Source organism: Aestuariivirga sp., assembly GCF_046093005.1.
Lineage (GTDB): Bacteria > Pseudomonadota > Alphaproteobacteria > Rhizobiales > Aestuariivirgaceae > Aestuariivirga.
Window position 1 is genome coordinate 14,810 of the sequence record NZ_JBJTER010000126.1, and the last position, 12,893, is coordinate 27,702.

The following is a 12,893-nucleotide window of genomic DNA, read 5'->3' on the forward strand; positions in this document are numbered from 1 at the left end:
AATCCATGCCTGTCCGCATTTATAAGCCTTCGCGCAACGCCATGCAGTCTGGAAAGGCCGGCGGCCGCTGGCTGGTCGAGTTCGAGGCCGCGGCCCCGCGCTCCGCCGACCCGCTCATGGGCTGGACATCCTCGGCCGACACCCGCCAGCAGGTGAAACTCAGCTTCGATACCAAGGAAGACGCCATCGCCTATTGCGAGCGCGAGGGCCTGCCTCACATCGTGTTGCCGGAGGCGCCGGCGGGCCGGCCGATCAAAAAATCCTATTCCGACAATTTCAAATTTGGCCGTCCCGATAACTGGACGCACTGACGGCGGGCCGACCCCGTAGCTCAGCTGGACTAGAGCAAGTGCCTTCTAAGCACTAGGTCGCAGGTTCGAATCCTGCCGGGGTCGCCATTTTCTGCCGGTCCAGTCTGCTCTCGCCGTTCAGCGGCGTCCGGCGGGCAATGCAAGGGTTGTCAGGAAGCATGCGGCCAGCATCACCGCCGAACCCGTGAGGCAGGCCGTGATCCCGCCCCACTGATAAAGGAGTCCCGAAAGAAGCGTGCCCGCGAAACGGCCGCAGGCATTGGCGGCATAATAGAATCCCACGTCCTCGGCGGCCTTTTCCGAACCTGCATAGGCGAGGATCAGATAGGAATGGATGGCCGAATTGACCGCGAACACCGCCCCGAACAAAGCCAGCCCCGCGACAAGCACCTTGTCCGGCGCCAACGGCAGGCTTGCGGAAAGCGCAGCGGCGAGCAACGCCGGAATCAGCGCCAGCAAGGCGGACCACAGCCGGGCTGCCGGCGCCTCTGTCGAAAGCCCGTCGGGGCTGCGCCGGATGATGGCCGGGGCCATGGCCTGGATCACGCCATAAAGGATTGTCCAAAGCGCCATGAAGCCTCCGACCATGGCGAAGGTCCAGCCATTGGAATAGAGGAACACCGGAACGCCGACGGCAAACCAGACATCGCGCGCGCCGAACAGAAAAACGCGGCCCGCTGCCAGCAGATTGACTCCCCGCGACTTGGCCAGCAACTCGCGCGCCGTGGTGCTGGCTTTGCTCTTTCCCATCAGCGGCGGCAGCGACAGCAGGACGCCGGCCAGCACCAGCGCCAGGGCCGCCGCCATCACCCAGAGAGAGACGCGGAAGCCGAAGACCTCCAGCAGCGCGCCGCCGAGAAAGAACCCGATGCCTTTCATGGCGTTCTTGGAGCCGGTGAACCAGGCAACCCAGCGGAACAGCCGCCCTTGGGCGTTTTCGGCCTTGGCCTGCTTCTCCGCGATCTTGATGGCCGATTTTGAGGCGGTCTTGGTCAGGTCCTTGGCGATGCCGCAGATTCCCTGCGCAGCCACCACCCATACGACCGAGGCCGCCGCCGCCCAGCCGGGCGACAGCGCCGAGAGCGCGAGGAAACCGAATATCTGCGCGGAAAGCCCGATGCCGAGCATCCGGGTGATGCCATAACGGGTGGCCAGCCAGCCGCCAATGAAGTTCGCGCCGATGCCCGCCGCCTCATAGAGCAGGAACAGAAGCGACAGCGCGAAAGGCGAATAGCCCAGCTGAAAAAAATGCAGCAGGACCAGCATGCGGAGCGCGCCATCGGTGAGCGTGAAGCCCCAATATGCGGCCGTGACGATGACGTAATCGCGGGCGCCGGGCGGCATCAGAGGCCGGTTTCACGAATGTGGCAGGCGAGATCGACCATCCGGCAGGCATAGCCCATTTCGTTATCGTACCAGGCATAGACCTTGAGCAGCGTTCCGCCGGTCACCAGCGTGGATAACCCATCGATGACCGCCGAGCGCGTGTCGCGCGCGTAGTCAGCGGAAACGAGCGGCCGCGGTTCATAACCCAGGATGCCAGCCAGCGCGCCGCCGGCGGCCGCGGCGAACAAGGCGTTCACTTCCTCCCCCGTTGTTTCCCGCTTGAGTTCGAAAACGCAATCGGTCAGCGAGGCGTTCAGCACGGGAGCGCGCACCGCATGCCCATCCAGCTTGCCCTTGAGCTCCGGATAAATGAGCGCGATGGCGGTGGCGCTGCCGGTGGTGGTGGGTTGCAAAGACAGCATTGCGGAGCGGGCCCGCCGCAGGTCCTTGTGGGGCGCGTCGACGACCACATTGGTGTTGGTCGGATCGTGAATGGTGGTGATCTGGCCATGGCGGATGCCGATCGCCTCATGGATGACCTTCACGACCGGCGCCAGGCAGTTGGTTGTGCACGAGGCGGCGGTGACGATCCGGTGTTTCGCCGGATCGTAAAGATGGTGATTGACGCCCACCACGGCATTGAGCACGGCCGGCTCCTTGACGGGGGCCGCGACGATCACCCGGCGGGCGCCCCGTGCGAGGTGGCCATCCAGTGCGGCCGCCGTCAGGAACTTTCCGGTGCATTCCAGCACCACGTCGACACCCAGATCTCCCCAGGGGACGTCTCCCGGACAGGCATGGGCGGAGAAGCCAATCTTCCTTTCTCCGATCCGGATAGCGCCCTCACCATGCGTGGCGATGTCCTCGCGCCAGCGCCCCTGCACCGAGTCGAATTCGATCAGGTGAGCGGACACCGCCGGACCGCCCTTGATCTCATTCACATGGACGATATCGAGACGGTTCTCCCGGCGCGGGTCGCCGGGGTCTCGCCACGCGCCGCCGAGCGCCGCCCGCAGGGCCAGCCGCCCGATCCGCCCCATGCCATTGATCCCAACCCGCATAACCATGTCCACCCCCGCACTCAGCCGCTCGGGCCTGATTTCGGTTGCCGAACGAAAGCTCAGCTTTCGGCGCGCTTCAGGGCGATCGGGGATAACGCCTGAATGGCGGAGATTTCGTCCATCGGCCCGGAGCCATGGACAGATATTGTGACAGCCCGGTGACAACCGGAAGGGCGAGGGCCCGGCGGAGCCTCTTTCCAGCTGAAACCGCCCGCGCCTGGAAGCCGATGCGAAACCGGCCGGGCGCTCCCGGCGCTGTATGGCTCAGACCGGTCCGGCGATTGGCTTTGAGGAAACGACAGGCCGGGCAAGTCCCGCCAGCGACTCGGTCACGGCCTCGACAATGCCGATGAACCCCTGGGGGTTCCAGGCGGCGCGCCCGATGAACAGGCCATCGACATCCGGCATGGCGGCCAGCGCGCAACAGTTCTGCGGATTGACGCTGCCGCCGTAGAGGATTGGCAGCGGCTGGCCGGCGATCTCCGCGGTGAGCGCCTTCAATCGCGCGTGCTGGGCATTGGCAAATACGGGGTCGGCGGGAATGCCGCCCTCGCCGATCGACCACACGGGCTCATAGGCGATCATCACATGGCCAGGCGCTTGCTTGCCAGCGTCACGCAACGCATAGCGCGTCTGCCTGGCCAGCACATCCGCCGTGGCGCCGGCCTCATATTCGCCGCGCGTGTCGCCGATGCAGACCAGCGCCAGCAGGCCATGCTTCACCGCCGCCGCGACCTTGCGGGCGACGGTTTCATCGGTTTCGCCAAAATGGGTGCGGCGCTCGCTGTGGCCCAGCTCAACCAGCGTGGCGCCGCAGTCCTTCACCATGGGCGGCGAGACCTCGCCGGTCCAGGCGCCATGATCGGCCCAGTGCATGTTCTGCGCGCCGGTGATGACTTTGGTGCCCGCAAGAATGGCCGCCACCTCGGCAATCGCGGGAAACGGCGGCACCACGAACAGCCGCGCTTTGCCATTGGCGGCGCAAGGCGATGCTTTCAGCGCCTCGGCGAAAGCCCGCGCTTCGGCCCGGGTCTTGTTCATCTTCCAGCTGGTGCCGATCCACGGCGCTTTCATCAATTGTATCCCGTCCTGGCGTAGGGCGCCCAGCAGGCGACCGACTCCTTGACCGCCGCCACGACGCTGCGGTCAGCGGGTTCGCGTTCGCGGAAGGCGAGCTCCAGGCAGAGCTCATTGCCGTGGCCGCCGCCCGCCCGCACCGCCGCGAGGAGTTTCTCCGGCGTGATACGGCCGTTTTCATTGTATTGCGCGGTGAACGGCCAGTGGCCGCCCTTGTTCATGGTCGATTGCTTGATGTGAATGATGGGCGATTGGGCGGCGAACGCCTTCGCCCAGGCATAGGGATCGACATCTGCCGGATCAGACGATGAGACATCGCCATGATCGATATCGACCATCGGCCGCAGCGGAATGGGCAGGTCAGCCGCGTCTATCCAGTCCTGAAGGCGCTGCGCATCGCGCAAGGTGTGGCCAAGTTCGCGGCCAACCGACATCGGCTCCCAGAACAGCCATGTGAGGCCGCGCGCCCTGGCGTGGCTGGCCACCTCGCGCCAGCATGCCAGGGCCACCTTCATCAGCTCTTCGCGGCGGCGCGGATCGTCATAATCCTTGAAGGTGAAAATGGCGAACTGGGTGCCGATGGCCGGCGCACCGAGATCGGCGGCGATATCAGCCATGCCCTTAAACCAGTCGACATAGTATTGCCGGACCTCAACGTCCGGATGGGCGAAATGATTGAGCCGCCCATAGGGGCCGGTCATGATCGAGGTGATCCTGGCGCGCTTTTGTGCGCAGGCGCGGGCCATGCGGGAGGTTAGCCGGTTTACCGTGGCCGCCTTCCACGACGGGTTGACGAACTCATGAACGAGCTGAATGTGGCCGATGCCGATGTCGTCCGCCAGCACCGCGATCAGATCTTCCGGCTCGGCAAAACGGTTCACGAAGGGATTGGTGTTGACGGACAGCGAGAATGCCATGAGGAGGCCCGGGTTTTGCGGCGCAGCATCGATTTCTGTTGACGCGGGAGCTTATCTGAAAAATATTGCACCTCAAGAAAAAATTTTCAACCATGGATGAGGCGTTGACTCTGCATCAGCCAGCCCCCCAGGTGGACGAGGAGGCCGCTCTCGCGGCCCGCGCCGCCTGGCTGCATCTCGCCGGTGGCAAGACCCAGGGCGAAGTCGCGGAATTGCTGGGCGTTCAGAGCACCAAGGCGCACCGCCTGATTGCCCGGGCCCGCGCCGAAGGACTGATCCGCGTGTTCGTGGAAGGGCCGATTTCCGGCTGCATCGCGCTCGAGGAAAGTATCAAGGCCGATTATGGCCTCAATTTCTGCGAGGTGGTGCCCAACATCGACGACGGGCCGCTGCCGCTCAAGACTCTAGGCGTGGCCGGGGCGCGCTATCTCCGCAATCTCATCGAAAATGGCCGTTATGGCATGATCGGCATCGGCCACGGCCGCACCCTGGCGGCGGCCGTTGACCTGATGCCGAGCGTGGCGGCGCGCAACACCCGCTTCGTGTCGCTGCTCGGCGGCCTGACCCGGCGCTTCGCGGCAAGCCCCTTCGACGTGATCCACCGGCTTGCCGAGCGCACGGCGGCAGAGGCCTATGTCATGCCTGTCCCGTTCTTCGCCAATACCGCCAAGGACCGCCAGGTGCTGGAATCGCAATATGGCGTCTCCGATGTCATCGCCATGGCGCGAGAGGCCGAACTCTATATAGCTGGCATCGGCGAAGTCGACCGCAAGAGCTTCATCGCCACCGCCGGCATGGTGGACGACGAGGACGTCGAAGAAGTGATGAAGACCGGCGCATGCGCCGAGCTTCTCGGCCACTTTTTCAACGAGCGCGGCGAACATCTGCCCAATTCGGTCTCCGACCGGGCGCTGGCGCCGCGCTTCTCCGGCCTCAAGCAACACAAGATCGTCGCCCTTGCCGGCGGCACGTCCAAAACTCGGGCTATCCGCGCCATTCTTGAGCACGGACTTCTTTTTGGCCTGATCACCGACGAGGCGAGTGCAAGACGCCTCGTTTCAGCGAAACCGGGACGCGAGCCCGGCAAAAAGAACGGGAAAACCGCAGCGGGCTAAGCTTACCCAAAACCAACGGAGGAATGGGAATGTACGATAAGGAAAAAGGTCTCTTTGACGCCTTTGTGGCGAAGAAGATGAGCCGCCGCGAACTGATCCAGGCAACCGGCAAGGCGGGCCTCTCGGCCTCGGCCGCCGGCTTCCTGCTGACCCAGGCGCAGACCACGGCGATGGCGGCGGACTTCGACTGGCAGAAGCACAAGGGCACCAAACTCAAGCTTCTGCTCAACAAGCATCCCTATGCGGATGCGATGATCGCCAACATCGAAACCTTCAAGAACATGACCGGCATGGACATCTCCTGGGATATCTTCCCGGAGGACGTCTATTTCGACAAGGTCACGGCGGCGCTGTCCTCCGGTTCGACGGAGTATGACGCCTTCATGACCGGCGCCTACATGACCTGGACCTACGGTCCGGCGGGCTGGATCACCGATCTCAACGAATACATCAAGGATCCGGCAAAGACCAATCCCAACTACAATTGGGACGATGTTCTGCCAGGGTTGCGCGCGTCCACGTCGTGGAACGGCGTGCCGGGCGGCGAGCTGGGCTCGGCGGACGCCAAGCAGTGGTGCATTCCGTGGGGCTATGAGCTGAACAACATCTCCTACAACAAGGCGATGTTCGACAAGGCTGGCGTGCAACCGCCGAAGAACCTCGGCGAAATGGTGGAGATCTCGGCAAAGCTCACCAAGGACCTCGGCGGGCCCTACGGGATCGGCGTGCGCGGCTCGCGCTCCTGGGCGACGATCCACCCGGGCTTCCTCTCGGGCTACGCCAATTTCGGCGAGCGTGACTTCACCGTCACCGACGGCAAGCTGAAGGCGGCGATGAACACCGCCGGTTCCAAGGCGTTCCACAAGGACTGGGTGAAGATGATCCAGGACTCCGGCCCGAAGAACTGGTCCACCTACACGTGGTATCAGGTCGGCACCGATCTCGGCGCCGGCGCGTCCGCCATGATCTTCGACGCCGACATCCTCGGCTATTTCATGAACGGCGGCGACAACAAGGAGAAGGGCAATCTGGGCTATGCGCCGTTCGCGGCCAACCCCGCGGCCTCCGCTCCAACGCCGAACGTCTGGATCTGGTCGCTGGCGATGAACAACGCCGGCACCCAGAAAGACGCCACCTGGTACTTCCTGCAGTGGGCGACCTCGGTCGAGCACGACCTGTTCGGCGCCCGCAAGATGGACTTCGTCAACCCGGTCCGCGCCTCGGTCTGGAAGGACGAGGAGTTCCGCAACCGCATCGACAAGTCCTATCCTGGCTATCTCAACCAGCATGACGTGTCGGCCCCGGGCGCGAAGATCTACTTCACCGCCCAGCCGCTGTTCTTCGATCTCACCACGCTGTGGGCGGAGAACCTGCAGAAGATGGTGGCCAAGGAAATTCCGGTCGACGAGGGCCTGGACACCATGGCCTCCGAAATCGACAAGAAGCTTGCGGAAGCGGGCCTCGGCTAAGCAAGGCCTGACGCGCGGGGCGCCATCGCCCTGAGGCATCCCGCGCGCCTCCCCGACACCACTCACGCCCGAACGCCAGGCCCAGGAATGTCCGCCGCCACAGAGATACGCGCCCCCGTGAAGCAGAGCCGCCTCATGCGGCGCGCACTGCCTTACATGCTGTCTCTTCCCGCGCTCCTGATGTGTATCGGGATACTGATCCCGTTCTTCACCGCCGTGTACTACTCCATGCTGCGCTACCGGATGAACCTGCCCGCCATGAAGGGCTTCATCTGGTTCGACAACTACATCAATTTCTTCACCGATCCGAAGTTCTGGAACACGGCATACATCTCTCTGGTCTATGCATTCCTGACGGTCGGCCTCGAGTTGCTGCTGGGCTTGGGCATCGCGCTCCTGCTGCAGCGGCCTACCCGCTTCAACAATATTGCCTCAATCCTGCTGTTGCTGCCGCTGATGACCGCACCAGCGCTTGCCGCGCTGATGTGGAAACTGATGACGCACCCCGATTTCGGCATCCTCAGCTATCTGCTCTCGCTCGCCGGCATCGTGGACTTCAAATGGGCCTCGGACCCCTCGACCGCGCTGTTCACCGTGGTGCTTGTCGACATTTGGGTCTACACGCCTTTCATCATGATCCTGCTGCTGGCCGGGCTGCGCTCATTGCCGAAAGCGCCCTTCGAGGCCGCGGCGCTCGATGGCGTGCCGCGAAGTTTCGTGTTCTTCCGCATCACGCTGCCCATGCTTATGCCTTACATCATCACCGCCACGCTATTCCGGCTGCTCGACTCGATCCAGCAGTTCGACATCATTTATGCGATGACGCAGGGAGGCCCGGGCGACAAACTTCTGGTGTTCCAGGTGCAGGCCTATCTCGACTTCTTCCAGGCCACCAATGTCGGCCGCTCGGCGGCCCTCATGATCATCCTGTGGGCGATCACCTATGCGTTGTCGAACGTGTTCATCAAGCAATGGCTCAAGCTGCGCGAACGCGCCCATGGGGTGGGCTGAACCATGGATCACACATCCGGCCTTGAACGTGTTGTGCGCGGCGCGCTGATCGCGCTGGTGCTGGTGTTTTTCCTGTTCCCGATCCTGTGGATCTTCCTCATGTCGCTGCAGACAAACGAGACGATCCTGCGGATTCCGCCATCCTTGTCCTTCACGCCGATCATCGACAACTACACCGCGCTCATCACCGGCCAGCTGCGCACGGCAGCCGGCAGCCTGCAGCTGAATTTCATGCAGAACATGTTTAACTCGGTGCTGCTCTCTGTGTGCTCGGTGGCCCTCTCGCTGTTGCTGGGCGTGCCCGCGGCTTATGCCTTCGCGCGCTTCAAGTTCAGGCTGGGCGAGGATATCGCTTTCACGCTGCTGTCGTTCCGCTTCGCGCCGGCGCTTCTCGTGCTGCTTCCGTTGAGCCTCTATTTCAAGTCGATGGGCCTCACCAACACCTATATCGGGCTGATCTGGGTCTACCAGCTCATTTGCCTGCCGCTGATTCTGTGGATTGTGCGCGGCTATTTCGAGGACATCAGCCCCGACATCGAGCATGCCTACCGGATTGCCGGCAACAGCTGGTGGCGGACGTTCCGCAAAATCTCCATTCCGCTGGCCAAGCCTGGCATCGCGGCGGCGGGGCTCCTGGCCTTCATCTTCGCCTGGAACAATTTCATCTTCGCGCTGATTCTGGCCTCGGCTGACAAGCAGCCCGTGACGGTGGGCGCTCTGGCCTTTGTCACCGCTTCAGGCATCCAGTATGGCCAGATCGCCGCGGCGATCATCATCTCCATCACGCCCACGCTGGCGCTCGCCCTTTATGCGCAGCGCTATCTCGTCGAGGGCCTGTCCATGGGGGCGGTAAAAGGATGACCCAGCTTGCCATAAAATCGCTGGCAAAGAGCTATGGCGCCTTCAGGGTCTTCGAGAATCTGAACCTCGAAGCCAAGGCCGGCGAAATCATTGTGATCTTCGGCGGCTCCGGCGCCGGCAAGACCATCCTGCTGCGCATCATCGCGGGCGTGGAGGAACAGACAGCGGGGTCGGTCGAGATCGCCGGCCATGACGTGTCCGACATCGCGCCGGAGCACCGCGGCGTCGGCATGGCGTTCCAGAACTTCGCGCTGTTTCCGCACATGTCGGCGGCCGAAAACATCGCAACTCCGCTGCGCGCCGCCGGCGCCGCCGAGGACAAGGTGCAGGCGGGCGTCGCCAGGGTCGCGAGGCTCCTGAAAATCGACCATGTGCTGGGCCATGCGCCGCGCGAGCTTTCCAACGGCCAGAAGCAGCGCACGGCGCTGGCCCGCGCGCTTGCCGCCAGCCCCAAGATCCTGCTGCTTGACGATCCGCTGCGCAATGTCGATGCGAAGCTGCGCTTCGAGATGAGGCTGGAGCTGCCGCGGCTGCTCCGCCAGAGCGGCGCGACGGTTCTCTATGTTACACAGGACTACAAGGAGGCGATGGCGCTCGCTGACCGCATCGCGGTGCTCGCTGGCGGGCGTTTCGTGCAAACGGCCACGCCGGAAGACACCTATGTGTTCCCGGCCACGCTGGGGGTGGCGCGGTTGTTTGGCGATCCCTCCATCAACACGGCGGATACCGTTGTCGAAGATGGTCCGGGCGGCGTTCAGGTGGCGCTGGGCGGGGCAGGGGTTCTGGTTTCGCAGGCCTACAGAGCTCATTCCGGCCGGCCCGTAACGCTCGGCGTGCGGCCAGAAGCCGTCGCATTCGGCGCGCCGGACGGGCTTGAGGCCGAAGTGGTGGCGGTGACGCCGCTCAATGAACGCGCCGTTCTGCTTCTCAAGACGCCGGGGGGCTGGGAATTCCTCGCCTCGCTGCCGGCAGCCAGCCCTGGCATTCCCGAAGCGGGATCGCGGGTGCGGGCCAGCTTCGCGCAATCGGGCACCCATCTGTTCGACCGCCAGACCGGGGAGCGGATCGATGGCTGAACTGGTGCTCGACAAGGTCGACAAGATCTACCGCTCCCGCAAGGGCAGCGTGCATGCGGTGAAGGCGCTGGACCTTACGGTCAAGCCGGGGGAGATCGTGGCGCTTCTCGGCTCGTCCGGCTGCGGCAAGACATCGACGCTCCGCATGATCGCCGGCTTTGAGGAGTTAAGCAGCGGTTCCATTATCCTGGGCGGCAAGCCCATTCACGCGCTGCCGCCGGCCGCGCGCGGCGTGGCGATGGCGTTTGAGGCCTATTCGCTCTACCCGCCGCTGACCATCGGCGAGAACATGTCATTCGCGCTCAAGTCCTCGAAGCTTTCGCAGGCGGAGCAGGAAACCCGCGTCAAGGCCATGGCCGGGATGCTGGAGATTGCCGATGTTCTGGGGCGGTATCCGTCCTCGGTGTCGGGCGGCCAGCAGCAGCGCGCGAGCCTTGGCCGCGCGCTGGTGCGCGATGCCGGGCTCTACCTGCTCGATGAGCCCATGGGGCAGCTCGAACCACAGCTGCGGGCCGTGCTCCGCGGCCGTATCAAGCACTATCTGCGCCAGCATCGCTGCACCACCATCCTTGTGACCCATGATCAGACGGAAGCCAATGCCTTGGCCGACAGGATTGCGGTGATGGAAGGCGGCGTACTTCAGCAATATGCAACGCCCGCCGAACTCAAAGTCCGCCCGGCCAATCTGTTCACCGGAACCTTCATCGGCGAGCCGCCGATGAATGTGTTCGATGCCGGTGTGAAGGTGGGGCCGCAAACCGTGAGCTTCGTGCTGGACGGCGGCGCGGCCCTCAGCTTCTCAGCCGGAGAGATGGACAGCGGGCTCCGCCAAACGCTGGCGGGCATGCCGAAGGTGGCGGTCGGCATCAGGCCGCATGCGCTGCAGCTCGGCGAAGGTCCGCTGACGGGTAAGATCATAGCCTGCCAGTGGCTCGGCGACCAAACCCATGTGGCCGTTGACATGGCGGGGCGCACGGTGGTTTCGGTGGCGCAGGAGCGCGTTGCGCGGGCGCCCGGCAGCGATATCTCGCTCGGCGTCGCGGCACGGGACCTGCACCTGTTTGACCCCGACAGCGGCGAGGCCATTGCCCATGGAGGCGCAGCGGCATGACGGACGGCGTACTGATCGGCATCGATGCCGGCACCTCGGTGATCAAATCCGTGGCCTTCACCACGGCGGGCGAACAGATTGCGGCGGCGGCCGTCGCCAACCGCTATCAGACCTTTGCCGATGGCGGGGCCGAACAGGACATGGCCCGCACCTGGGCCGATGCGGCTGCGACGCTGAAAGAGCTTGGCGGCAGGATTCCGAATCTGGCGGACCGGCTCATCGCCATTTCGGTGACCGGCCAGGGCGATGGCATGTGGCTGATCGACAAGGCGGGCGAGCCCGTGGCGCCGGCCTGGCTGTGGCTCGATGCGCGCGCCGCGCCAATCGCCGAAGCCTTCACCCAAAGCGGCGCCTATGCCGCGCATTACCAGCGTACGGGGACTGGCGTGAATGCCTGTCAGATGAGCATGCAGCTGGTGTGGATGAGCCGTAACAGGCCTGAGGTGCTGGCCCGCGCCGCCACCGCCTTCCACTGTAAGGATTGGCTTTATTTCAAGCTCACGGGCGACCGGCACACCGATCCGTCAGAAGCCAATTTCACCTTTGGGCGTTATGCCACGCGCAGCTATGCGCCGGAGGTTCTGGATGTGCTCGGCGCTTCGCGGGCGAAATCGCTGCTGCCCGAAATGGTGGAAGGAACCGAATCCGCGGGCCGGCTGACGCGGGAAGCCGCGGCGCTGACCGGCCTCAGAGCCGGAACGCCGGTGACGCTCGGCTATGTTGATGTGCTGTGCACCGGGCTTGGCGGCGGGCTTTACGATCCGCGGGGCGAAACCGGCTGCACCATCGTCGGCTCCACCGGCATGCACATGAAGATCGCGCCGTCGGCGAAAGATGTGAAGCTCAATGCCGAGCTCTCCGGCTATACTATGTGTTTTCCGGTACCCGGCATGTATGCGCAGATCCAGTCCAACATGGCGTCAACCCTTAACATTGACTGGCTGCTCGATGTGGGCCGCGATGTGCTGGCCTCTGAGGGCCAGGAAAGGTCACGGGGCGACCTGCTGAAAGGCCTCGATACGCGCGTGATGAAGGCGGACCCGGCGCGCGCCATTTTCCACCCCTATATCTCGCAGGCCGGCGAGCGCGGGCCTTTCATGGAACCAGCCGCGCGGGCGATGTTCACCGGCCTCGAACTGGGCATGGGTTTCGCCGACCTTATGCGCGCCGTGTTCGAAGGTCTGTGCTTCGCGGCGCGGGACTGCTACGCGGCGATGGGCGACATTCCGGCTGAAGTCAGGGTCACCGGCGGCGCGGCGCGCTCTCAGGCTCTGCGCGTTATGCTGGCGAGCACGCTCAAGGCGCGCATCCGTTCGGTCGACCGCGAGGAGGCGGGTGCGGCCGGCGCGGCGATGATGGCCGCCGTACAGCAGAAGCTCTATCCGTCCATGGACGCCTGCGCCGCCGCCTGGGTTGACCCGTTGCTCGGCGCCGCAACGGAGCCCGATGCGGCGCTCGTGACGCGCTATGACGGCGCCTTCGGCATCTATAAGGAAACCCGCGAGAAAATGCGCCCTCTCTGGCGCGCCATGGTGGCCAATCGTGCGTCATAAGGTAT

General features: G+C 64.2%; 12 protein-coding genes and 1 tRNA gene. 9 read left to right on the forward strand and 4 right to left on the reverse strand.

The annotated features are described in order from the left end of the window. The first annotated feature begins 5 nt into the window (after positions 1-5). Together ACKOED_RS11020 and ACKOED_RS11025 are read left to right on the forward strand one after the other, a co-directional pair. Positions 6-311, forward strand: coding sequence for an ETC complex I subunit (locus ACKOED_RS11020; RefSeq protein ID WP_408916643.1), 306 nt, complete (start codon positions 6-8; stop codon positions 309-311). Positions 312-320: 9 nt separating this feature from the next. Next, positions 321-398 (forward strand) — tRNA-Arg (locus ACKOED_RS11025). Positions 399-428: 30 nt separating this feature from the next. Here the strand turns inward: ACKOED_RS11025 and arsJ are convergent. The 4 genes from arsJ to ACKOED_RS11045 form a co-directional block, all read right to left on the reverse strand. Further along, positions 429-1,655, reverse strand: coding sequence for an organoarsenical effux MFS transporter ArsJ (gene arsJ, locus ACKOED_RS11030; RefSeq protein ID WP_408916644.1), 1,227 nt, complete (start codon positions 1,653-1,655; stop codon positions 429-431). Next, entirely contained in the window at positions 1,655-2,698 is a 1,044-nt protein-coding gene (locus ACKOED_RS11035) for an ArsJ-associated glyceraldehyde-3-phosphate dehydrogenase (RefSeq protein WP_408916645.1), read from the reverse strand. The genes arsJ and ACKOED_RS11035 overlap by 1 nt, the downstream gene beginning before the upstream one ends. A gap of 264 nt (positions 2,699-2,962) precedes the next feature. Continuing rightward, entirely contained in the window at positions 2,963-3,772 is an 810-nt protein-coding gene (locus tag ACKOED_RS11040) for a triose-phosphate isomerase (protein WP_408916646.1), read from the reverse strand. After that, a complete protein-coding gene (locus ACKOED_RS11045) occupies positions 3,772-4,692 on the reverse strand; it encodes a sugar phosphate isomerase/epimerase family protein (RefSeq protein WP_408916647.1) in 921 nt (306 codons plus the stop codon). The genes ACKOED_RS11040 and ACKOED_RS11045 overlap by 1 nt, the downstream gene beginning before the upstream one ends. Positions 4,693-4,796: 104 nt before the next feature. On the opposite strand from ACKOED_RS11045, the gene ACKOED_RS11050 reads away from it, so the two are divergent. The 7 genes from ACKOED_RS11050 (at position 4,797) to ACKOED_RS11080 (ending at position 12,888) form a co-directional block, all read left to right on the forward strand. Further along, positions 4,797-5,807, forward strand: coding sequence for a sugar-binding transcriptional regulator (locus tag ACKOED_RS11050; RefSeq protein ID WP_408916648.1), 1,011 nt, complete (start codon positions 4,797-4,799; stop codon positions 5,805-5,807). Between the two features lie 29 nt (positions 5,808-5,836). Continuing rightward, positions 5,837-7,276: an ABC transporter substrate-binding protein gene (locus tag ACKOED_RS11055; protein ID WP_408916649.1), complete on the forward strand. Its 1,440-nt coding sequence runs from the start codon at positions 5,837-5,839 to the stop codon at positions 7,274-7,276. Positions 7,277-7,363: 87 nt separating this feature from the next. Continuing rightward, positions 7,364-8,287 (forward strand): carbohydrate ABC transporter permease, encoded by a 924-nt coding sequence (locus tag ACKOED_RS11060; RefSeq protein WP_408916650.1) that lies wholly within the window; start codon positions 7,364-7,366, stop codon positions 8,285-8,287. A 3-nt stretch (positions 8,288-8,290) separates the two neighbouring features. After that, positions 8,291-9,148, forward strand: coding sequence for a carbohydrate ABC transporter permease (locus ACKOED_RS11065; protein WP_408916651.1), 858 nt, complete (start codon positions 8,291-8,293; stop codon positions 9,146-9,148). After that, the gene (locus ACKOED_RS11070; RefSeq protein ID WP_408916652.1) at positions 9,145-10,224 is read left to right on the forward strand and encodes an ABC transporter ATP-binding protein; all 1,080 of its coding nucleotides are present in this window, start codon (positions 9,145-9,147) and stop codon (positions 10,222-10,224) included. The genes ACKOED_RS11065 and ACKOED_RS11070 overlap by 4 nt, the downstream gene beginning before the upstream one ends. Next, positions 10,217-11,335, forward strand: coding sequence for an ABC transporter ATP-binding protein (locus ACKOED_RS11075; protein ID WP_408916653.1), 1,119 nt, complete (start codon positions 10,217-10,219; stop codon positions 11,333-11,335). Before ACKOED_RS11070 ends, ACKOED_RS11075 begins: the two co-directional genes overlap by 8 nt. Next, the gene (locus ACKOED_RS11080; protein ID WP_408916654.1) at positions 11,332-12,888 is read left to right on the forward strand and encodes an FGGY family carbohydrate kinase; all 1,557 of its coding nucleotides are present in this window, start codon (positions 11,332-11,334) and stop codon (positions 12,886-12,888) included. Before ACKOED_RS11075 ends, ACKOED_RS11080 begins: the two co-directional genes overlap by 4 nt. The last annotated feature ends 5 nt before the right edge of the window (positions 12,889-12,893 follow it).

Excerpts from the sequence above, each read along its gene's own strand:
- ACKOED_RS11060 (WP_408916650.1), top strand. The coding sequence starts at position 7,364 with ATGTCCGCCGCCACAGAGATACGCGCCCCCGTGAAGCAGAGCCGCCTC.
- ACKOED_RS11070 (WP_408916652.1), top strand. The coding sequence starts at position 9,145 with ATGACCCAGCTTGCCATAAAATCGCTGGCAAAGAGCTATGGCGCCTTC.
- arsJ (WP_408916644.1), bottom strand. The coding sequence starts at position 1,655 with ATGCCGCCCGGCGCCCGCGATTACGTCATCGTCACGGCCGCATATTGG.
- ACKOED_RS11055 (WP_408916649.1), top strand. The coding sequence starts at position 5,837 with ATGTACGATAAGGAAAAAGGTCTCTTTGACGCCTTTGTGGCGAAGAAG.
- ACKOED_RS11020 (WP_408916643.1), top strand. The coding sequence starts at position 6 with ATGCCTGTCCGCATTTATAAGCCTTCGCGCAACGCCATGCAGTCTGGA.
- ACKOED_RS11075 (WP_408916653.1), top strand. The coding sequence starts at position 10,217 with ATGGCTGAACTGGTGCTCGACAAGGTCGACAAGATCTACCGCTCCCGC.
- ACKOED_RS11065 (WP_408916651.1), top strand. The coding sequence starts at position 8,291 with ATGGATCACACATCCGGCCTTGAACGTGTTGTGCGCGGCGCGCTGATC.
- ACKOED_RS11045 (WP_408916647.1), bottom strand. The coding sequence starts at position 4,692 with ATGGCATTCTCGCTGTCCGTCAACACCAATCCCTTCGTGAACCGTTTT.
- ACKOED_RS11040 (WP_408916646.1), bottom strand. The coding sequence starts at position 3,772 with ATGAAAGCGCCGTGGATCGGCACCAGCTGGAAGATGAACAAGACCCGG.
- ACKOED_RS11080 (WP_408916654.1), top strand. The coding sequence starts at position 11,332 with ATGACGGACGGCGTACTGATCGGCATCGATGCCGGCACCTCGGTGATC.
- ACKOED_RS11035 (WP_408916645.1), bottom strand. The coding sequence starts at position 2,698 with ATGCGGGTTGGGATCAATGGCATGGGGCGGATCGGGCGGCTGGCCCTG.